The organism is Streptomyces yamdrokensis, assembly GCF_053890455.1.
In genome coordinates this window covers 5315009-5335075 of record NZ_CM132679.1, presented here as the reverse complement: position 1 = coordinate 5335075, position 20067 = coordinate 5315009, and the positions used below count along the sequence as shown (strand labels likewise).

The window sequence follows — 20067 nt, the reverse complement described above, 5'->3', positions numbered from 1 at the left end:
CCGGAAGAGTGTCTGTCCCGAGCGGGGACACGAGGCACCTCGCCATGGTGGAGTGCGGGTGCAGACTTGAGGTTAACACTACCGGATCCAACAAACATTCCCCCTCTCCTTGTCCGGCAACCGTGTGTCAGGTGGCGAGCGGAAGCACGCTCGCTCCCTGCGGATCGAGGCTGAGCCGGTTGGCGGCCCAGTCGTTGCCGGCCAGTGCTTCGACCTTTCCGGCGGTTTCCGCGTCGGCCAGCGCCATGACGGTGGGGCCCGCGCCGGAGATCACCGCGGGGACGCCGTCCGCGCGCAGCCGCTCGACCAGCGCCGCGCTCTCGGGCATGGCGGGAGCGCGGTAATCCTGGTGCAGACGGTCCTCGGTGGCGGGCAGCAGCAGTTCGGGACGCCTGGTCAGAGCCTCGACGAGCAGGGCGGCACGGCCCGCGTTGGCGGCGGCGTCGACATGCGGCACGGTGCGCGGCAGCAGGCCGCGCGCGGTCTCGGTGAGGACGGGTTTGCCGGGTACGAACACCACCGGCACGACGGACTCGGCGGGCTCCATCCTGATCGCGCGGGCCGCGCCGCTCTCCATCCAGGAAAGGGTGAAGCCGCCCAGCAGGCAGGCCGCGACGTTGTCGGGGTGCCCCTCGATCTCGGTGGCGAGTTCGAGCAGCGCGGTGTCGTCGAGCCTGGCCTCGGCGCCTATGGTCACGGCGCGGGCTGCGACGATCCCGGCGCAGATGGCGGCGGAGGAGGAGCCGAGGCCCCGGCCGTGCGGAATGCGGTTGGCGCAGACGATCTCCAGGCCGCGCGGCTGTCCGCCGAGCAGGTCGAAGGCGGTGCGCAGGGAGCGTACGAGCAGGTGGCTCTCGTCGCGGGGAAGGGTTTCACCGCCCTCACCGGCGATGTCGATGTGCAGCCCGGCGTCGGCCACCCGGACGACCACGTCGTCGTAGAGGCCCAGCGCGAGGCCGAGGGCGTCGAAGCCCGGACCGAGATTGGCGCTGGTGGCGGGGACGCGCACCCGGACGGCGGCGGCGCGGAACGCGGGACCGGCCATCGCTCGATGACTCTCCTTGAGCTGGTGACGGTGACAGTCGAAGACTGCCGGCCTGTCGAACTGTCGAATGACATTCGATGACGTACAAAACCCCTGGGACCGCCGCCGACCAGGGTGGCCGGCCGCTTCCCGAACCCCTCCGGACTCCTCCGGGCCGTGGTCCGGACCACGGAGACGACGCGGGACCGCGGCATATGCGGCGGGTGGGTTGAGTACAGCCTATCGAAGGAAGGTTCTGTGTCGACACAGGGCGCATGGGAGGCGCACGATGCGTGTCGTAAGCCCTCTGTGCCCCCCTTATGGGGAACTTCCCCGGACAAGCGCCTTCTTACGCCCGTCCTGCCCGCGCATGCTGCCACCGCCGGGCACGGAACGTCCGGGGCGGGTGGCCAAAAGGCCCGGGGCGCGACACCCCGGGCCTTCCGGTCGCGGCGGTCAGGCCAGTCCGAGCCGCTCGGCGGCCGTCGCGGCGTCGACCGGGACGGTGACCGGCTGCGGTGCCCCGGCGACGGCCCAGTCCGGGTCCTTCAGGCCGTTGCCCGTGACGGTGCACACGATGCGCTGGCCCGGGTCGACCTTGCCCTGCTCGGCGGCCTTCAGCAGACCGGCGACCGACGCGGCGGACGCGGGCTCGACGAAGACGCCCTCCTGCGCGGCCAACAGCCGGTAGGCGCGCAGGATCTCACGGTCCGTCACCTCGTCGATGAGGCCTCCGGACTCGTCCCGCGCGGCCAGCGCGTACTGCCACGAGGCGGGGTTGCCGATCCGGATGGCGGTGGCGATCGTCGCCGGGTCCTTGACGACCTCGCCGCGCACGATCGGGGCGCTGCCGGAGGCCTGGAATCCCCACATCCGGGGCCTACGGGCGGAGACGCCGTCGTCGGCGTACTCGCGGTAGCCCTTCCAGTAGGCGGTGATGTTGCCCGCGTTGCCCACCGGCAGGACGTGGATGTCGGGGGCGTCGCCCAGCATGTCCACGATCTCGAAGGCAGCCGTCTTCTGGCCCTCGATACGCACCGGGTTGACCGAATTGACCAACGCCACCGGGTAGTTGTCGCTGAGCGCGCGGGCGAGGGTGAGGCAGTCGTCGAAGTTTCCGTCGACCTGGAGGATCTTCGCGCCGTGCACCAGGGCCTGGCCCATCTTGCCGAGCGCGATCTTGCCCTGGGGCACGAGCACGGCGGAGACCATCCGGGCACGCACCGCGTAGGCGGCGGCGGAGGCGGACGTGTTGCCGGTGGAGGCGCAGATGACGGCCTGCGCGCCCTCCTCCTTGGCCTTGGAGATGGCCATGGTCATGCCCCGGTCCTTGAAGGACCCGGTCGGGTTCGCGCCCTCGACCTTGAGGTGGACCTCGCAGCCCGTGCGCTCGGAGAGCACCTGGGCGGGCACGAGCGGCGTGCCGCCCTCACGGAGCGTCACGACCGGCGTGGTGTCGGCGACCGGCAGCCGGTCCCGGTACTCCTCGATGATTCCGCGCCACTGGTGGGTCATTGCTGCTTACTCTCCTTCAACCCGCATGATGCTGGCGACACCACGCACGGTGTCGAGCTTGCGCAATACGTCGACGGTGCCGCCGAGGGCCGCGTCGGACGCACGGTGGGTGACGACGACGAGGGAGGCCTCCCCGTCCTTGCCCTGCTGGCGAACCGTGTCGATCGAGACACCGTGCTCGGCGAACACGGTCGCGACCTGGGCGAGCACACCCGGTTTGTCGGCCACGTCGAGGCTGATGTGGTAACGCGTGACGACCTCGCCCATCGGGGAGACGGGCAGCGCCGCGTAGGCGGACTCGCCCGGTCCGGTGGTCCCGCCGAGCCGGTTGCGGCAGACGGCGACGAGGTCGCCGAGGACGGCGGAGGCGGTGGGCGCCCCGCCGGCGCCGGGCCCGTAGAACATCAGCTGCCCGGAGGCGTCCGACTCCACGAACACGGCGTTGTACGCGCCGCGCACGGAGGCCAGGGGGTGGGTGAGCGGGATCATCGCCGGATGCACCCGCGCGGTGACGGATCCACCGTCCGCGGCCCGCTCGCAGATGGCCAGCAGCTTGATGGTGCAGCCCATCTCCCGCGCCGAGACGAAGTCGGCGGCGGTGACCTCGGTCATCCCCTCACGGTGCACGTCGTCGAGGCGCACGCGCGTGTGGAAGGCGATCCCGGCGAGGATGGCGGCCTTGGCGGCGGCGTCGAAGCCCTCGACGTCGGCGGTCGGGTCGGCCTCGGCGTACCCGAGCGCGGTGGCCTCGTCGAGCGCCTCCTGGTAGCCGGCGCCGGTGGTGTCCATGGCGTCGAGGATGAAGTTCGTCGTCCCGTTGACGATGCCGAGCACCCGGTTGACCTTGTCGCCGGCGAGCGACTCGCGCAGCGGCCGGATCAGCGGAATGGCGCCGGCGACGGCGGCCTCGTAGTAGAGGTCCTTGCCGTGCTCCTCGGCGACGGCGTGCAGGGCGGCACCGTCCTGGGCGAGCAGCGCCTTGTTCGCGGAGACGACGGACGCGCCGTGCTCGAACGCGGCGGTGATCAGCGTCCGCGCCGGCTCGATCCCGCCGATGACCTCGACGACGACGTCGAGATCGCCCCGTTTGACCAGGGCGGTGGCGTCGGTGGTGACGAGCTCCGGGGCGATGCCCTCGCGCACCTTGTCCGGGCGCCGCACGGCGACCCCGGCGAGCTCCACCGGGGCTCCGATGCGGGCGGCGAGGTCGGCGGCCTGCGTCGTCATGATGCGCGCCACCTCTGAGCCGACCACTCCACAGCCCAGCAGCGCCACCTTCAGCGGACGCGTACGCATCATCCGACCTCGTTTCCTGATTACCGTCTAGGTTGCACCAGTCTCACTCACCGGACGGAGGATTCTTCCCTTTGTCCGGATCGTGAGACATCAATTCCATCGGGAAGCAGGAAGAACCGAAGATCTTCCGCCGCTCCTTCTCTGCTTCCTTCTCCGTCTCCGGCGTTTCCCCTCACCCGACGTCGAGGCGGAGGAGGTCGTCCTCGGTCTCGCGCCGGACGATCGCCCGCGCCTCACCGTTCGCGACGGCGACGACGGGCGGGCGGAGCACGTGGTTGTAGTTGCTCGCCATCGACCGGCAGTACGCCCCGGTGGCCGGTACGGCGATCAGGTCGCCCGGCGCCAGGTCCCCCGGCAGGAAGGCGTCGCGCACCACGATGTCACCGCTCTCGCAGTGCTTGCCGACGACCCGGCAGAGCATCGGCTCGGCGTCGGAGGTGCGGGAGACGAGGGCGACGCTGTACTCGGCGTCGTACAGCGCGGTGCGGATGTTGTCCGACATCCCGCCGTCGACGGAGACGTACGTGCGCAGCCCGTCGAGCGGCTTGATGGTGCCGACCTCGTACACGGTGAAGGCCGTCGGCCCGACGATGGCCCGCCCGGGTTCGACGGAGATGCGGGGGGTGGCGAGACCGGCGGACTCGCACTCGCGGGTGACGATCTCGGTCAGCGCCTTGGCGATCTCGTGCGGCTCACGGGGGTCGTCGTCGCTGGTGTAGGCGATGCCGAGGCCGCCGCCGAGGTCGATCTCGGGCAGCTCGACCCCGTGCTCGTCCCTGATCTCCTTGAGCAGCCCGACGACCCGGTGGGCCGCGACCTCGAACCCGGACATGTCGAAGATCTGCGACCCGATGTGCGAGTGGATCCCGATGACCTCGAGACCGTCCAGCTGGAGCGCCCGCCGCACGGCCTCGGCGGCCTGCCCGCCGGCCAGCGGGATCCCGAACTTCTGGTCCTCGTGCGCGGTGGCGATGAACTCGTGCGTGTGCGCCTCGACGCCGACGGTGATACGGATCTGCACCCGCTGCCGCCTGCCGCGCGACTGCGCGATGTGCGCGACCCGGACGATCTCCTGGAAGGAGTCGAGCACGATCCGCCCGACCCCGGCCTCGACGGCCCGGGTGATCTCGGCCACGGACTTGTTGTTGCCGTGGAAGGCGATCCGGTCGGCGGGCATGCCGGCGGACAGGGCGGCGGCCAGCTCCCCGCCGGAGCAGACGTCGAGGTTCAGCCCTTCCTCGTGGAGCCACCGCACGACGGCCCGGGAGAGGAACGCCTTGCCCGCGTAGAACACGTCGGCGTCGTCCCCGAAGGCGGTGCGCCAGGCCTGCGCGCGGGCCCGGAAGTCGGCCTCGTCGAGGATGTAGGCGGGGGTGCCGAACTCCTCGGCGAGCCGTGTGACGGGGACCCCGCCGACGGTGAGCGCACCGTCGGCGTCACGGCTGACGGTCTGCGCCCACACCTTGGGGTCCAGGGCGTTGAGGTCGGCGGGCGGTGCGGAGTAGTGCCCCTCGGGCAGGACGTCGGCGTGACGGGGCCCGGCGGGGTGTGCGGAACGGCTCATTCTTCGCGTGCTCTCTCAGAGATGGTCGGGGGCGTCGATGCCGAGCAGGGACAGGCCGTCGGCGAGCACCGTCCCGGCGGCTTCGGCGAGCGCGAGCCGGGCGCGGTGGACGGCCGAGGGTTTCTCCGCGCCGAGCGGCAGCACGGCGGGGAGCAGGGGCTGCGTCGCATCGGCGACGGTGACGAGATGCCGGGCGAGCCGGTCGGGAGCGCGGTGCCGTGCGGCGGCCGCGAGGACGCGGGGGTGGTCGGCGAGGGCGGTGAGCAGCGGCCGGGTTCCGTTCACGCCGACGGGGCCGGGGGCGGGGCGAAAACCCAGGTCGGCGGCGTTGCGCACGAGGGCACGGGTGCGGGCGTGGGCGTACCGCACCCGGAAGAGGGGGTTGCTCTCCCTCTGCTCCAGGTGCTCGCCACCGATCCGCGGCCGGTCGTGCGCCGCGGGACGCAGCAACGCCCACCGCGCGGCATCCCGGCCCAGTGGCAGCGGATCGGCGGGGGCGGGAAGGGGGCGGACGTGGATCGGAGGGCAGCCGTCCCGGGCACCGTCGCTCTGCTCGTACCCGATGCCGCCGTCCACGCCGAGCACGGCGCCCCACTCGGGGGCGGGCGGGACGTCGAAGCCGACCCGTACGGGATACCCCTGGGCCCGCAGGATCCGGGCCAGCGCGTCGAGGTGCACGAAGGCACGCACGTCGGCCGCGCCACGCAGCAGCACAGGCTCCCGGCTCCTCTCGGGGAGATGCCCGTAAGGGGTGTCATCCGCGCCGAGGATCTCCGCCACGAGGGCGACGGACGCGTCGGCCCCCCGCAGGCTGATGTTGAGGAACCCGGGTCCGGTGATGACGACATCGCCGATGCCCTCGGCGCGAAGGAGACGGTCCCGAAGAACCCCGGCGACGTGCTGCGGCGTCCGGCCGGCCGGCCGGGCCAGCTGAAGGGCGACGTTGGTGGCGTACTCCCCGCACCCCCCGGGTCCCGGCGGCGCGACGACGACCCGCTCGGGCACGGCCACGCCCAGCTCCCCGTCGTCGACAGCACGACGCACCGCGCGCAGCACGGTGCGGGAGAGCTCGACGGGGGTCACGGGACAAGGGTAGGGGAGGAGGGGGGTGGAGAGGCGAGCCGACTCGGCCGGGGTCCCGCGATGTGGACGCCCGCACGGACGAACCGGGCGGCGCGACTACCCGGGAGCGTGCCCGGTGGCCCGCTCGGCACCCCCGAGGCCACCGCCGTTGCCCGTCCCGCCACCGCTCCCCCTGGCCCCCCGCCTCCGCCGCTCGACCAACCGCCAGGCCACCCGCACGAGTTCAGCGGGCTCGAAGGGCTTGGCGAGGAAGACGTCGACGCCGACATCAAGCCCGCTCTCGACCTCGTACTGGGTACAGGCACTGATGATGGCGAGCGGGAGGTCCCGGGTCCGGGGGTCGGAACGCAGCCGGGCCGCGGTCCTCAGCCCGTCGAGGCGCGGCATGACGACATCGAGGGTGACCAGGTCGGGCCGCACCTGATGAACGACTTCCAGACACTCGGCACCATCGGCCGCGGTCACGACCTCGAAGCCCTCAAGCTCGAGATTGACCCTGATCAACTGCCGGATGACCTTGTTGTCGTCCACAACAAGCACCCGGCGCGACGCCCCTGGCACAACTCGAGAGTAGGTCGGGACCGGCCACCGCGTCCGCGCTTTCCCCACTTCCACCCCCAGGGGTGGCCCCTCGAACGCACAGGGTGACCTCGCCCCTCCCCCGCGCCGCGGAAAACGGGTTCATGACCACCCCGCCGGAACTGGTACTGTTCTACCCGTCGAAGCGATCACCGCGACCGACACGCCCCCGTAGCTCAGGGGATAGAGCAACGGCCTCCGGAGCCGTGTGCGCAGGTTCGAATCCTGCCGGGGGCACCTTGCATGAGGTGCCCAAAGACCCCGCCATCAGCGCTTTCGCTGAGGACGGGGTCTTCGCGTATGTGCAGCCGTATGCCGCTCTGAGCGGGCGCATGTCGGGGTCTGTGGACGAGGCGTGGACGGGATCTTGAAGTGTTGTCCCAGGTGAGCCCCTGAAAACGACGAGGCCCCTGGACGGATGCCAGGGGCCTCGGACGCGGTCAGGATGTGTCAGTCGTACTCGCGGAGCAGATCCTCGATGCGCCGGTTGGCGACGTCCTGCCGCCCATCGAGGCACTTCGCGTAGCGGGTGAGCAGGACCTCAACGCTGTTGCCGGCCCGCTCGGCCACCTCGGTCGGGTCGACGCCCGCGTTGAGCCACGTCGACAGCGCCGAGTGCCGAAGGTCGTACGGCCGACTCGCGAGCGGCGAGGCCGCGACGGCCGGCGGAAGCGCGAGGAGCCGGGCCTCCTGCCACACGCGGTAGTAGGTCGAGGACGGGACGACCGCGCCCTTCTCGCTGAAGAACAGCCGCCCGTCGTCCACCGTGCCGAACGTGGCCAGGTGCTCGCGGAGCACGGCAACGAGATGCGGCGGGATGGGCACACGCCTGACGTCCTCGGTCGGTCGGTTCTTCAGCCCGCGGTCGTCATGGGTCTCCCCCGAATCGGTCCACTGCTTACCGACGGAGGGACGGGTCCGGTGGAGCAGTGCTGAGCCCCAGCCGTGTTCGGGGAGATTCAGATCAGTCTCGACGAGGCCGACCGCTTCCGCTGGCCGGAGCCCACCGAAGTACATAGCGGCGAACAGACCCACGAGTCGACGGCCACGAGCACGCCGGTACCCGCCGACGTAGGAGACGGCCGCCAAGAGGTTCCGAGCCTGCTCCGGATTAACAACCACCCGCGGATCAACCTGGTTGGACACCTTCGGTTTCTGCCAGCGAACGGCCGTGATCGGGTTCTCCCGCAGCTCCCCCAGGTCGACTGCGTAGTTCGCAGCATTGACGAGGGTCCGGCGCTTACGCCGCACGGTTTCCGCTGCTGCGGCTGTTCCGTCGAGCTTGAGTTTCAGAGAGTCGAGCACTGCGCGAGCCGTGGCAGGCTCGGAGAGATCAGCGAGCGGCCGAGACGCCTTGGACACCCAATGAAGAACGTTCCGCACGTCGTCCGGAACCTCGCGGTCGTTCGGCGCCGGCAGTACGAAAGCCCAATTGCGGAGTGTTTTGCGGATCGTCTCGTCAGACGGCCGGCCGGGACGCTCACCGAGAAGCTGCATGGTCACGCTGGTAAGCGATTCGTTAACGCCGTCGCGCGTGTTGGGGGCAGCATGCGGCCACTTCATGGCGAGGTATCGCAGTGCGAAGGCGTACCAAGACACGGCCGACTTCGTCTCTTCCATCGATGCCGGAAGACCGGTCCCCATGTCGAATTCCTCGCCATCACGCATCGCACGCATGAGCTTGGTGCGGTAGTGGTCGGCGAGGGCCTTGGTTCGGAAAGACTCGGAGAAGACGTTGCTGGCCACTGACCAGCGCACTCCGTAGGACGGCGTCTTTGTGTCCCGCTTACGGACGCTCCAGACCTTTACGTCGAGAGATTTCACGCGGCGGTCTCCAGCTGCCGCAGCCAGGTCCGGAAGTCGCTCCGCCACACTCGCAACTCTCCATTGGGGAGCTTGAACGCAGCTGGCCCCTGCCCGAGCTCACGCCATCGGTAGAACGTCCGCCGGGAGACTCCCCCAAGCTCATCAAGGATCTGCGGGACGGTCATCAGCTCGTCTTTCACGTCAGACTCCTTCCAGGGCTGCGAGTTCTTCGCGGGCGGTTTGGCGGTTGAGTTGGAGATCGCGGGCGATGGTGGCGGCGAGGGCGGACTCGCCGGGGGTGTGGCCGTGTCCGGCGTACTGCCAATCGGTCAGGACAAGGACGGTCTCCGGCTCGCGGTCGTCCAGGCGGAAGGCGGCGGCATCCTGCGCGGCGCGGTAGTCGGCGCGGGTCTGGCGGAGGGCGCCGAGGGTGGTGGAGTAGCGGCGGGACTTGGAGGAGAAGTGGCCGCGGAAGCCGAGCATGTGCGCCCACGCCCACAGCCGCCGGTCGGGATAGAGCGGGTCGAGGTCGCGGCATGCGGTGATCAGGCGGCGGGTGTGATCGGGGACGCCGTGGCGGTCGAGTTCGGCGAGTTCCCCGATGCGGCGGTCCAGGGTGCCGGTGTTCTCGGCCGCCTTGGTGGCGTACTTGGCGACGTAGGAGGCGACCGCCTGTTCGGTGATGTCCGAGCCGTCCCCGAACGCCTTCACCGGGCGCACGTCAAGCTGGGCGCCCCACCGGAAGGTCCGGGCGGGTTGGTCGGCGACCGCGGGGACGGAGACCGAGGTGTAGGAGTGCGCGGCGGCGACGCGGATCGCGTCGGCGAGAAGGTCGACCGTCGCCCAGGACGGCGGAGCGGTGTCCGGGCCGTCGGGTCCGTCGAGGCGGATCACGGCATGAAAGTGCAGGGCACCGCGTTTCTGGAACTCGGCGACCTTGCCGAAGGAGAGCCGGGCGCACTCTTTGAGCTCGCGTTGGGTGAGGCCGGCGCGGGCGGCGATCTCGCGGCGGAGCCGGTTGGTGAAGCGCTGCCAGAGCTGCCCGGCGTGGTTGTTGAAGAGGACGGCGCCCGCGTAGTCGTACGTCGCCGGGTCGAGGGCGGTGCCCAGTTCGGGTGCGTCCGGGGCGTGGCGGGCGCCGCAGCGGCAGGCGCCGCGGTCGGGCCGGTTGTGGACCGGGCCGAACGAGGGCGCGGTGAGGGTGGCGAACACGCGCGGGCGGTTGCGGACGGTGGCGGGGATGCCGTGGCGGGCGTCCCCGGCCAGGCCCGCGCGGATCAGGTGATAGGTGTCGCCCGCATAGGTCCAGGCGCAGGCGGGGCAGCGGGAGGCGCGGCGGTTGCCGCAGGCGACGCGGAGCCGTCCGCCGGGCTCGTGTTCGGTGGTGTAGTGGTGCAGGGTCTGGCCGGTGGTCTTGTCCTTGGTCAGGGTCCAGCCGGTCAGGTGGATGGGGTCGGCGCAGCCGCCGGTACGTCGGATCTGGTCTTGCCAGCGGTCAAAGCCGGGGGACCCGGCCACCCGCAGCAGATCGCCGAGGGTGACCGGGTCCAGGCCCGCCGCGGTGGCGGTGTCGGTCACGCGAACACCTCCTGCCGGGCGGTCAGGAAGGCGGTGCCGATCCACTGGGTGTAGGCGGGCGGGATCGCCTCGGTCAGTTCCTCGCGGACGTCGGTCCAGGTGATGTCCATGGCGGTCTGCATCTCGGGGACGGTGGCCTTGCCGCCGCCGTTGCCGTAGGCGGCGACGTAGGGGCCGGTGCGGTGGACGCCGTGGCGGTGGCCGCGCACGTAGCCCCGGTGCCGGGGGTGAGACGGCCGGGGGGTGGCCCAGCGGCCGAGTTCGAAGTTGCGGTGCCGCAGCACGCCGAGTCCGAACATCTCCCCGCACAGGGACAGGTCCTTGCGGATCTGTGCGCGGCCGTTGGGCTGCTCGATCACGTACGGCAGGCCCGAGGCGTTGAGGAGGTCGCGGGTGGCGGCGACGTGGTCGGTGTGGGTGCCGCCCCAGCTCTGAGAGGCGTTGGTGCCCACGGTCAGGGCGCAGCCGGCCTGGCAGGGCGGGGAGGCGTGCACGAGGGTGTACCGGTCGATGGCGCCCGAGTGGATCAGGTGGGTGAGGTAGGTAAGGGCGTCGCCCCGGTGGTAGGCGAAGGGGTAGCGGGGGCGGTCGGCGATGTCGCAGCCGTCGACCGCGAATCCGGCCCGGTGGTAGCCCATGGCGGCCCCGCCGGCGCAGGAGAACAGGTCGAGTATGCGCGGGAGCACCATGGCGATCACCTCCCGGCCCGGACGAGGGCGGCGGGGTGAGTGGTGCCGGTGCCCCAGCAGGTCGGGCAGGCGGTGCGGAGGGTGGTGCGGGTGCCGTCGGTGTGGCGGGTGCCGGTGGTGATGGCGACGATGGGGAAGCCGTCGCAGTCGCGGCAGACGCGTGTGGTCCGGGTGCGCTGGGGCATCATGGGGGTTCCCTTTCGGGTCCGTTGGATCTGGATGGGTGGGCCCCCGGAGCGGCGGAGACTTGGCGGTTGAGGCCGCTCCGGGGGTTGGTCAGTTGTGGACGTTGCGCCTGCCGTGGCCCTTGGCCGCGTACATTGCTGCGTCGGCCGCGGACAGCGCGTCGGTGAGGGCCGGGACGGGCAGGTCGGTGCGGTGGCAGAGGCCGACCGAGGCGGAGACCGGCAGCAGGTGTCCGTCGTGGGCGACGGGCCGACACAGGGCGGTGTGCAGCGCGCTCGCCCCCAATGTGTGGGCGGGGTCGGTGACGATGACCGCGAACTCGTCCCCGCCGAGGCGGGCGGCGACGCCGTGACGGCCGCTCCAGTCCCGCAGTCGGCGGGCGGTCGCGGTGAGGACGGCGTCCCCGGCACCATGGCCGTGCGTGTCGTTGATGCTCTTGAAGTCGTCCAGGTCGATCAGGACGACCAGCGCGGCCGGGTGCCGGGTGAGCAGGTGCTCGGCGCGGGTGGTCCAGCCGGCGCGGGTGTGCAGGCCGGTCAGCGGGTCGCGGCGGGCGGTGGCCAGTCGGCGGACCAGGAGGCCGCCGTGGACGGCCCAGCCGAGCGCCGGTAAGGCGGCGGCGATCAGGGTTTCCACGGCTCACCGTCCCTTGTGCAGGTCGTTGACGAGCAGCCGCAGGACGACGGCGACCACGGCGACGGAGACGCCGGTGACGGCGACCGCGAGGAGCATGGAGACCAGGACCGCGCCGATGACCAGGACCACGGCGGTGCCGCCGCCGACCAGGGCGAGCGCGGTACCGGGCGTGAGCTGAACCGTCGGGCGGAACGGCACCGGGGCGATCGGGGCCGGCGGCGGGACCGAGGTGCCGGGGGTGATGGTGGTCGGCTGGACGACGACCGCGGGCGGGGTGAGGCGGCCGGTGGGCTGGGGCATGGTCGGGGGCTTGGGCCGGAACATCAGCGGATCTCCTTTCGGCGGTTACTTGACGGCGGTGTCGATGACCGGGGCGAGCAGGCTGTCGGCGAGGAGGTAGCCGCCGAGGAGGAGCACGGCGATCAGCCACCAGGGCGGGTGGACGAGCTTGACGCCGAGGACTCCGACGCAGAGCAGGGCGAACCAGAGCGGGACATCCATGGGTGGCCTCCTAGCGGACCTTGCAGCGGTGGGTGCGGGCGGCGAGCTGGGCGGCGGACTGGCTGGAGTAGTCGGCGGACCAGCCGCAGCCGTCGTTGGCGCAGACGGCGGCGTGCTTGGTCTGGCCGTGGCGGTCGCGGTGGGTGCCGATCTGCACCGGGCCGATCCGCATCACGGAGTGGAAGAAGTCACGGGCGGGCATGTCAGTCGGTCTCCTCTCGGGTCGTGTTCGGGTCGGGGAAGGAGGCGCGGATCCCGGCGGCGGTGGCCGGGTCGGGGGTGCGGCGGGCGGCCTCCTCGGCGAGCAGGTGGGCGAGGAAGGGCCGGTCGGCGGCGGTCATCTCGCGGGCGGCGTCAAGGTGGTCAGCGGCGGTCAGGTCGGCCGGGTCACGGGTCATGAGTTGTCTGCCTTCCGGGTCAGGCGAGTTGGGCGGCGATGGCATCGGCCAGGTGCGGCGGGACACCGAGACGGGCGCGCAGGGTGTCGGTGTCGATCCGGGCTCCGGTCCGGGACTCGTGGTCGGCGGCGACCTTGCGGGCGTGGTCCACCAGCGCGGCCGGGACCGGAACCGCTGGCGGAGTGGGAGCCGGGTCGGCGGCCGGGAGGGCCGGGGCGTCATCGGCGGCAACCACCGGCACCGGGGTGAGGTCCGGGTCGGCGACGGCGGGCGGCTCCGGTTCCACCTCGGGCACGGGGTCCGGGTCCGGTGTGGTGGGTGCCGGCGGAGCCGGGGAGGTATCCGTGGAGGAGTGGGCGAGGAGGGTGCCGCCCATGAAGGCCAGGGCGGGCCAGGCGGCGACCAGGATGCGCAGCCAGGCCGGGACCTCGGTCAGGTCGAGGAGTCCGGCGGTGGCCACGTTCGCGCCGAGCGAGGCGACCAGGGCGATGAGGAACCAGCACCAGGCCAGCCGGGACGGCCCATCGGTACGCAGCCGACGCCAGGCGGCGACCAGCAGCAGATCCACGCTGACCGGGTAGGCCCAGGCTTTCCAGCCGTCCTGTCCCGCGGCGGCGGCCAGGTCGTGCAGGTGGGCGAAGGACAGGGCACCGGCGATGACGGCCTGGACCAAGACGGCGTCCACGCGCAGGGCGGAGCGGGGCATGAGGCGTGTCCTTCCTGACTCAGTCGGCGGCGTGGCCGGTGCCCCAACAGGTGAGGCACAGCGCGGTCTGGTGGTTGTCGGTGGCGCGGCCCTTGCGAGCGCCGACGCGGACGGTTTCGGCGATCTCGCCCTTGCCGTCGCAGTCGGGGCACTTCGCGGGCTTCGGCTTCGGTGTGGTCGTGCGGTGGGTGGTGGGCTTCTTCGCGGCGGGCATGAGGAACCTCCCGAGCAGGGGTCAGGCGGCGGCCGGGGCCGACTCGACGGCCGGGGCCGGAACCGGGGCGAGGGTGCCGAGGGCAGGCCGGAACGGCGCGAGGGCGGGCAGGTCCGGGGTCAGGTCGGCATGCCGGTTGCAGGTGTTCACGGCCTGGCGCAGCGAGGTGTGCGGGGCACGGATCCGGGCCCAACCGCCGGACAAGTCACCGGTGACGGCGACGCCGGGGGTGTCGGTGGGGATCTGGATCGCGGCCAGCACGGCATCCGGGGCGATGTCGCCGAAGGCCATGTTCGCGCTGCTCTCGTCGTTGACGCGGTGGGCGGTGCGGCCGGTGAGCTGGGCGCGGAGCATGGTGATGCCCCTGCCGAGTTCGGAGCCGAAGCGCTGCCCGCAGATCTCCAGGTAGATGCCGGCGGCACGGCCGAGTTGGGCGAGCCGGGCCAGGGCGGTGATGATGCGGTCCCGCCGTTTTTCCTCCTCCTTGCTGGCGTACAGGGCGAGTTCGGCGACCTCGTCGACCAGGACCACCACCGGCACCGGCCGCAGGTCCTCGGGCAGGTCCCAGATGTCGGCGGCGATCTCGGCATCCGGCACGTCCGCGGTGATCCGCTGCTCGGCCCGGATGAGCCGGTAGACGTCCTGCATGTGGGAGACCAGCGCGTCGAGGAGTTCGGCGGCGGTGTCGGGGTTGTCGGCGAGCGCGGAGAAGCGGCGGGCCAGCGGGAACAGTTCCACGCCTTGCTTGCAGTCGATGCCGACCAGGGCGACGTGTTGCGGGGCGAGCGCGGCGACCAGGTTGCGCTGGTAGACGGACTTGCCGGACTCCGTGGCGCCCAGGGTGAGCGCATGCGGCACCGTGCGGTAGTCGCGGTAGTGCACGGCCCCGTCCTCGCGCAGGGCGACCGGGACCCGCATCGGCCGGGTGTCGACCAGGGCCGGCATCTGCACCCGCTTGAGCACGTCGTAGCCGGTCATCCGCACCTCGACCACACCCGAGCGCAGCTCACGGGAGGTGACCCCGTACAGGGCGAAGGAGTGGCGCAGCCGGTCACACGATGCAGCGACGTCGAAGGCGTCCTGACCGGGCCGGAGCTTGAGCCGCAGCACCAGGCCGGTCCGGGTCACCCGAAGACGCAGGATGCGCGGGGCCCGAGGACCGGGGATCGGCCGGTTGGTCACCCGCGCCACGGTCAGGCGCCAGCGCGGGGCCGGGACGGTCAGGCCGCAGGCGTCCATGACCGAGCCGTAGCGGACCAGGACCCGCAGAACCGCGAGGGTGACCCCGAAGGTCAGCCAGTACCAGGCGGGGCGCCGCCACCGCAGGAGACCCGCAGCGGCAACGACCGGCACCAGGGCGACTAACAGCCACGTCATGGCTCAGGCCGCCTTCGGCTGCGAGGCACCGGCGGTGAGCGAGGTGACCGCGACCGCGCGGAAGGCGATCCCGTGCCGCTTCTGGCCGTTGAACTCGTTCTCCCACGGCGAGGCGACCAGGCCGGTCAGGACCACCGGAGTGCCCATGGCCAGGTCCTCGGAGACGCCGGGCTGCGGAACGGTGAGCTTGAGGATCTCCACCTCGTCGGGCGTGGAGAACATGACCTCCACGACCATCAGCGTGATGCCGTCCTTGTCGAGGGCGATCTCACCGGTGCGGCGGTCCTTCACCTTGGGCTGCGGGGCCTTGGCGACCATCACGGTCGCGTTGGCGGTGTCCACGGGAATCTGACGCATCGTCTTGTCTCCTGTAGCAGTGAGGCGTTGACCGACATCCCGTCGGTGAGATCAGGAGACCGTGAGAGGGGGTGGACGCATCACCGTCCGTATGGACGTTTGGGGACGTCTGAGCTACCGTCAAAACGTCCCCATCGGTCCCAGTGAAGGGCACGCCATGGCGAACGAGCGTCTGCGCGCGGCGATTTCAGCGAAGGGCGAGACGATCCAGTCTGTTGCCGAGCACGTCGGAGTGGATCCCAAGAGCGTCGAGCGGTGGATCACCACCAGCCGCACTCCTCACCGCGGGCACCGCTGGAAGGCAGCGAGCTTCCTCGGAGTCGATGAGGTCTATCTCTGGCCCACGGTGGAGAAGCAGGCGGAGAAGGCCAGCACATCCGAGCTGATCACGTACTACCCGCACCGTGGCGCAGTGCCCGCACCACTGTGGTCATCGCTCATCGAGAAGGCGACGGATCAGCTCGACATCCTCGTCTACGCAGGCCTCTTCCTCTTCGACGGCCATCCCGATCTGCCGGAGCTGTTGGCCGAGAAGGCGAAGGCCGGCGCCCAGGTCCGCATCCTGCTCGGAGACCCCGACTCCGCAGCGGTCCGCCAGCGAGGCGAAGAGGAGGGCATCGGCGACGACCTGGCCGCACGTGCCCGGATCACCCGTCGCTACCTCGAGCCCGCCATGTCGACGCCCGGGGTGGAAGTCCGGTTGCACGAAACGATTCTTTACAACTCGATCTACCGTTTCGACGAGGACGTTCTCGTGAACCCTCACGTCCTCGGAGCCCCCGCCGGGCAGAACCCGGTGATGCACTTCCGGTACCTCCCTGGAGCGCGGACCTTCCGGCACTACATGCGGAGCTTCGACTACGCGTGGGAGCGGGGCCGGGCGGCGTAGCAGGTCCGAGGCGTGCGACGCTGAACACATGGCCCGTGTTGACTACTTCAACGATCCGAACGCTCCGAAGGCGAACAGCCTCGTCCCCTCCGTGACCGCCGTGGCGCGCAACGAGGCGGGAGACGTCCTGCTGATCCACAAGACCGACAACGACCTCTGGGCCCTGCCCGGCGGCGGCATCGACCTGGGCGAGTCAGCCCCGGACGCGGCGGTACGCGAGACGAAGGAAGAGACCGGCTTCGACGTGGAGGTGACCGGCCTCGTCGGCATCTACACCAACCCTGGGCACGTCATGGCGTACGACGACGGCGAGGTCCGCCAGCAGTTCTCCATCTGCTTCCACGCCCGCATCACCGGCGGCCGGCTGCGGACGAGCAGCGAGAGCAAGGAAGTCGCCTTCGTCGCCCCGGGCAAGCTGGACGAGCTGAACATCCACCCGTCGATGCGCATGCGGATCGAACACGGCCTGGCTGACAGGGCAGAGCCCTACATCGGCTGACGCGCCATGCGGTCGAGGGTCCGCTCGACAGCGCCCTGAAGGTACGGCCGTGCCTTGCTGATCGCGTTGTGCACCTCACTGCCCGGTTCGTAGCGGACGAGGATCTCGTCAATCCGGGTGTCAAAGTCGAAGGACTGTCCCGCGGGGCCGGTCGTCATGTCGGCCAGGATGAGGGCATCCAGGACCGGCGAATCCTCCCGCTCGTAGAGGGCCAGCTCTGCCGAGAGCCCGCGTTGTTCCGCCTCGTACACGGCTCCAGAGTGATGAGCGACCAGCCGCACCAGGCGCGCCGGCGCACCCAGCGATTCGAGGTACCGGGCGCCGTCGAGGGGATGGAAGCCGGTGTCCCGCAGCTCGGGTGCGTACCCGATGTCATGCAGCCACGCGGCAGCGACGAGGAGGTCCTGGTCAGCCTCGGACACAGCCGCGGAAGCTTCCCGCGCCCGAGCGGCCACGGCCTGAGTGTGCAGCCAGCGGTTCCCGAGCGGAGGAAGCAGGGACTCAGCGAGTTCGGCCGCTCCCTTGGACGTGTCCAGTGCAGAAGGCATGCATGGAACGGTAGCCGAGCAGAGCGGAGAGCCGACAGGCCACGATCGGGACCGATGCTGATCATCGGTGCGGTAAGACTTTCTCTACTTCATCAAGGCCCGCGCACGGCGCGGGCGCGCGCCGCCTTGTCGGCGGGGCCGCCGCTCTGTCTTCGCCAGCGGCGGCCCCGCCCGGCGGCGCGCTACGTGCAGCGGACAGAAGACAGGAAGGCACCCGCGGGTCAAGGACATGCCTCCGGCGGGGGCGCTCAGGCTCCGAGATGGCGGTGGCGCCGTTCGCGAGCGCCGGCCGAGTGTGGTGCAGGGGAAAGGCTCCCATCCCGCCTGCCATCGACCCAGGCAGAGCCGAGCAGACGCGGCCCAGGGCGTCAAGGTCGTTCGTACGGTGGCGCGCTCCACCTTGACGCCCTGAACCACGTCCGCTCCACGGTGTGTGGGTCGACGGCAGACGGGATGGGAGCGCGGGGTGCCTGTTACCTGTTAGGCGAGGTCGGCCGCCATGGCACCGCCGCCATAATCCAACACCGAGTACATCTCAAGGTCCTAGCAGATTGCGTCTAGAGCGCCTCTACTCGAAATGTTCAGACATGCTGGCGGTCGGCGATATCGATGCGCTATGAAGGGCTTTGGCTAACTCGTACCGTCTGTCGACCTGTTCGCAAGAGACTGCATACGCACATCCCCCGGAGCTCGCGAAAAGAGGATGTCGAAGTAGTCCTCCCATTGCTTCTTTGCCCGCCCGAGCAGTCCCGCCCAATCCATGGCGTCCATTTCGCGAGGCCGCATGTCATCGATCTTGGAGAGAACGTCCGTCGCCTTCTCGATCTTATCCGCGACCAGCAGTCCGGACACCGACCGAAAATCCGAATACCGCGCCAGCGTCGCATGTTGAAGCTTGTACACATAGCGTTCGTACCGGTTCAGGTGATCCCAATCCACCTTCAAGCCGGGGCGCATGAACTCGACGACTAGAAGCTGGTTTCCGGACGAAAGAACCAGGTCCATCCGGGCGTTCCAGTACTCCCCGTACGCTTCCTTTGCCACCTCATCCACGAGCGCTTTTACGCTCTTTTCTACCCTGAAAGTCTCCCATCGAGGTGAGACAAGCCAGGGATTCTCTGCAATATAGTCCCGCACCTCGTTTTCAAGCTCACGATTCTTAATTCTCTCTTCCAGCCCAGTAATCAGATTCAGCTGACTCTTGACGCGCTCGGCCGCATGAAGCGCGCTCATGACGCGCGATTCCGCCAGGATCTTCACCAGCACCTCGGCATCCATGGTGTCAGCCTCAGATAGATCATCAATGAGCCCTCGAAGCCGGCCACCCTCCCAAGCTGTAAGCATGGCTTCCGCGAGATCCGCAAATTGCTCATCATTCAGCGAAGAGATGCGGGCAATTGAGGTCAGCGCCTTCTCCACAATTTTCCGCTCAGGCTTTTCCAGCTTGCCAAGCCTTACGGAGAAGGGCGTCATTCGCTTACGCATCGCGTCAACCTTGGCCTTGGACCGTAGGCCCTGCCAGATACGCAGAAGCGACTTGACTCGGGCTTTCCCCCACTCCAACAGAGGCTGAGATGCCTCCATCTCCCAATTTACTCGCTGCCGTTCAGTGGAAATCAGGTCCCGCTTCTGCTCGTCGAGAAAGTCTGCTTCTACACGCCCGGAAAGATAACTCGTCCCCTGTTGACCACCGAAGCCACCGCTGAGATTGAAGAGGAACGGCCGCTGGGCGAGCTTGTGATGACTAAAGACGGAAATACCCGTCAGCTCTTCTTCGCCGATCGGTTCTTTATAAAAGACAAACTTCCAGCGAACCTTATGACCATCCGGAAGGGTCTCCAGGCCCCAGCCATCCTCAATAACCACTCCTTCCGGCAACTGGTCATCCGTGTAGTCGCTCGGAAACGAAAACTCTATCCTCTCGACATCCTCAGAGTCCGAGATAGGCTCGCCATTTACGTTGACGTGGAACTCGTCTGCGCGTTCCAGCAAGAGGAACCTGCGAGCCATACTAGTTCTGAATTGGGCGGCATTGGGCGTGACCTTCAACGACAGATCACTCAGAGTGATAGTGGTGCCGTGGTCGCCTTTTCGCCCGTCGGCTGGTTCCGAGTACTCCAGTACCTCGACCGCCAAAGGCTGGCTTTCGGCGTAGGAATCGGCATCCTCGATCAACTGCGTCGCGTCGAGACGGAAGACTGTTCGCTCGCCAGTTTCCTTGCTGACCGTTTCCACGGTCACGAATCTCGCAATTCCGAATCCCGCGAACTTTCCGATACCCTTCCGCCCCATCATCGGGCGACCCTCGGGCGTCCTGTCGTTACCTCGATCCTTTCGTCGATCGTATCCAACGTTCAGGTAGCGCCCCTGACACTGGGCGAGCGTCATTCCCTCGCCGGTGTCTGCAATTACGATCTCGGAGGCAGGTCCAATCTTCGCCGGCAGAGTGATATCGACGCTTCGAGAGTCTGCGTCCCATGAATTAGAAACCAGCTCCGCGATTGCCGCCACTGGCGACTGATACATGTCAATGCCGAGATGCTCGATAACTCGGCCTCGAAATCGAATCTCCAGCTGAGGCGCGACGGTGCTCATGGATTCCCCGTTCGTCATGGAACGTGC

24 protein-coding genes and 1 tRNA gene are annotated in these 20067 nt (G+C 69.5%); 3 read left to right on the top strand and 22 right to left on the bottom strand.

What is annotated here, in order from left to right; genetic code table 11:
* Nucleotides 1-127 precede the first annotated feature (127 nt).
* From thrB to ACWZEH_RS23925, 6 genes are all read right to left on the bottom strand, one after another.
* Nucleotides 128-1045 carry a homoserine kinase gene (gene thrB, locus ACWZEH_RS23950; protein ID WP_456193162.1) on the bottom strand — a complete coding sequence of 306 codons (918 nt, stop codon included), beginning with the start codon at nucleotides 1043-1045 and terminating at the stop codon, nucleotides 128-130.
* Between the two features lie 435 nt (nucleotides 1046-1480).
* Nucleotides 1481-2539 carry a threonine synthase gene (gene thrC / locus ACWZEH_RS23945; protein WP_456193161.1) on the bottom strand — a complete coding sequence of 353 codons (1059 nt, stop codon included), beginning with the start codon at nucleotides 2537-2539 and terminating at the stop codon, nucleotides 1481-1483.
* Nucleotides 2540-2545: 6 nt separating this feature from the next.
* Nucleotides 2546-3838, bottom strand: a complete 1293-nt coding sequence (locus ACWZEH_RS23940) for a homoserine dehydrogenase (protein WP_456193160.1) — start codon at nucleotides 3836-3838, stop codon at nucleotides 2546-2548.
* Nucleotides 3839-4007: 169 nt separating this feature from the next.
* Complete coding sequence (gene lysA, locus ACWZEH_RS23935; RefSeq protein ID WP_456193159.1) at nucleotides 4008-5399, bottom strand: diaminopimelate decarboxylase; 1392 nt, start codon at nucleotides 5397-5399, stop codon at nucleotides 4008-4010.
* Nucleotides 5400-5414: 15 nt separating this feature from the next.
* A complete protein-coding gene (nrtL, locus tag ACWZEH_RS23930) occupies nucleotides 5415-6482 on the bottom strand; it encodes an ArgS-related anticodon-binding protein NrtL (protein ID WP_456193158.1) in 1068 nt (355 codons plus the stop codon).
* Between the two features lie 96 nt (nucleotides 6483-6578).
* A complete protein-coding gene (locus ACWZEH_RS23925; RefSeq protein ID WP_456199796.1) occupies nucleotides 6579-7091 on the bottom strand; it encodes a response regulator in 513 nt (170 codons plus the stop codon).
* Between the two features lie 135 nt (nucleotides 7092-7226).
* On the opposite strand from ACWZEH_RS23925, the gene ACWZEH_RS23920 reads away from it, so the two are divergent.
* Nucleotides 7227-7298, top strand: a tRNA-Arg gene (locus tag ACWZEH_RS23920).
* Nucleotides 7299-7511: 213 nt separating this feature from the next.
* On the opposite strand, the gene ACWZEH_RS23915 is transcribed toward ACWZEH_RS23920, so the two are convergent.
* The 14 genes from ACWZEH_RS23915 to ACWZEH_RS23850 all read right to left on the bottom strand — a co-directional run bounded on the left by ACWZEH_RS23915 (nucleotide 7512) and on the right by ACWZEH_RS23850 (nucleotide 15509).
* On the bottom strand, nucleotides 7512-8885 hold the full coding sequence (locus ACWZEH_RS23915) for a tyrosine-type recombinase/integrase (protein ID WP_456193157.1): 1374 nt from the start codon (nucleotides 8883-8885) through the stop codon (nucleotides 7512-7514).
* Entirely contained in the window at nucleotides 8882-9052 is a 171-nt protein-coding gene (locus tag ACWZEH_RS23910) for a helix-turn-helix transcriptional regulator (protein WP_175438207.1), read from the bottom strand. The genes ACWZEH_RS23915 and ACWZEH_RS23910 overlap by 4 nt, the downstream gene beginning before the upstream one ends.
* Before the next feature lie 16 nt (nucleotides 9053-9068).
* The gene (gene repSA / locus ACWZEH_RS23905) at nucleotides 9069-10445 is read right to left on the bottom strand and encodes a replication initiator protein RepSA (protein ID WP_456193156.1); all 1377 of its coding nucleotides are present in this window, start codon (nucleotides 10443-10445) and stop codon (nucleotides 9069-9071) included.
* On the bottom strand, nucleotides 10442-11134 hold the full coding sequence (locus ACWZEH_RS23900) for a DNA cytosine methyltransferase (protein ID WP_456193155.1): 693 nt from the start codon (nucleotides 11132-11134) through the stop codon (nucleotides 10442-10444). Before ACWZEH_RS23900 ends, repSA begins: the two co-directional genes overlap by 4 nt.
* 5 nt (nucleotides 11135-11139) lie before the next feature.
* A complete protein-coding gene (locus tag ACWZEH_RS23895) occupies nucleotides 11140-11319 on the bottom strand; it encodes a hypothetical protein (protein ID WP_456199794.1) in 180 nt (59 codons plus the stop codon).
* 91 nt (nucleotides 11320-11410) lie between these two features.
* Nucleotides 11411-11956, bottom strand: a complete 546-nt coding sequence (locus ACWZEH_RS23890) for a GGDEF domain-containing protein (protein WP_456193154.1) — start codon at nucleotides 11954-11956, stop codon at nucleotides 11411-11413.
* A 3-nt stretch (nucleotides 11957-11959) separates the two neighbouring features.
* Nucleotides 11960-12280 carry a SpdD-like protein gene (locus ACWZEH_RS23885; RefSeq protein ID WP_456193153.1) on the bottom strand — a complete coding sequence of 107 codons (321 nt, stop codon included), beginning with the start codon at nucleotides 12278-12280 and terminating at the stop codon, nucleotides 11960-11962.
* 21 nt (nucleotides 12281-12301) lie between these two features.
* On the bottom strand, nucleotides 12302-12457 hold the full coding sequence (locus ACWZEH_RS23880; protein WP_456193152.1) for a hypothetical protein: 156 nt from the start codon (nucleotides 12455-12457) through the stop codon (nucleotides 12302-12304).
* 10 nt (nucleotides 12458-12467) lie between these two features.
* Nucleotides 12468-12659, bottom strand: coding sequence for a mobile element transfer protein (locus ACWZEH_RS23875; RefSeq protein ID WP_055573522.1), 192 nt, complete (start codon nucleotides 12657-12659; stop codon nucleotides 12468-12470).
* Nucleotide 12660: 1 nt separating this feature from the next.
* A complete protein-coding gene (locus ACWZEH_RS23870) occupies nucleotides 12661-12855 on the bottom strand; it encodes a hypothetical protein (protein WP_456193151.1) in 195 nt (64 codons plus the stop codon).
* A 19-nt stretch (nucleotides 12856-12874) separates the two neighbouring features.
* Entirely contained in the window at nucleotides 12875-13561 is a 687-nt protein-coding gene (locus ACWZEH_RS23865; RefSeq protein ID WP_456193150.1) for a DUF2637 domain-containing protein, read from the bottom strand.
* A 19-nt stretch (nucleotides 13562-13580) separates the two neighbouring features.
* Nucleotides 13581-13775, bottom strand: a complete 195-nt coding sequence (locus ACWZEH_RS23860; RefSeq protein ID WP_456193149.1) for a hypothetical protein — start codon at nucleotides 13773-13775, stop codon at nucleotides 13581-13583.
* Nucleotides 13776-13796: 21 nt separating this feature from the next.
* The gene (locus ACWZEH_RS23855) at nucleotides 13797-15152 is read right to left on the bottom strand and encodes an FtsK/SpoIIIE domain-containing protein (protein WP_456193148.1); all 1356 of its coding nucleotides are present in this window, start codon (nucleotides 15150-15152) and stop codon (nucleotides 13797-13799) included.
* A gap of 3 nt (nucleotides 15153-15155) precedes the next feature.
* Nucleotides 15156-15509, bottom strand: coding sequence for an SCO3933 family regulatory protein (locus ACWZEH_RS23850; RefSeq protein WP_450519247.1), 354 nt, complete (start codon nucleotides 15507-15509; stop codon nucleotides 15156-15158).
* A 157-nt stretch (nucleotides 15510-15666) separates the two neighbouring features.
* On the opposite strand from ACWZEH_RS23850, the gene ACWZEH_RS23845 reads away from it, so the two are divergent.
* Both ACWZEH_RS23845 and ACWZEH_RS23840 read left to right on the top strand, forming a co-directional pair.
* Nucleotides 15667-16398: an XRE family transcriptional regulator gene (locus ACWZEH_RS23845; RefSeq protein WP_456193147.1), complete on the top strand. Its 732-nt coding sequence runs from the start codon at nucleotides 15667-15669 to the stop codon at nucleotides 16396-16398.
* Between the two features lie 28 nt (nucleotides 16399-16426).
* Nucleotides 16427-16897, top strand: coding sequence for an NUDIX hydrolase (locus tag ACWZEH_RS23840; protein ID WP_456193146.1), 471 nt, complete (start codon nucleotides 16427-16429; stop codon nucleotides 16895-16897).
* Here ACWZEH_RS23840 and ACWZEH_RS23835 read toward each other — a convergent pair.
* Complete coding sequence (locus ACWZEH_RS23835) at nucleotides 16885-17445, bottom strand: HD domain-containing protein (protein ID WP_456193145.1); 561 nt, start codon at nucleotides 17443-17445, stop codon at nucleotides 16885-16887. The two genes, ACWZEH_RS23840 and ACWZEH_RS23835, sit on opposite strands and share 13 nt — an antisense overlap.
* A gap of 630 nt (nucleotides 17446-18075) precedes the next feature.
* Nucleotides 18076-20040 carry an ATP-binding protein gene (locus ACWZEH_RS23830; RefSeq protein ID WP_456193144.1) on the bottom strand — a complete coding sequence of 655 codons (1965 nt, stop codon included), beginning with the start codon at nucleotides 20038-20040 and terminating at the stop codon, nucleotides 18076-18078.
* Nucleotides 20041-20067 lie beyond the last annotated feature (27 nt).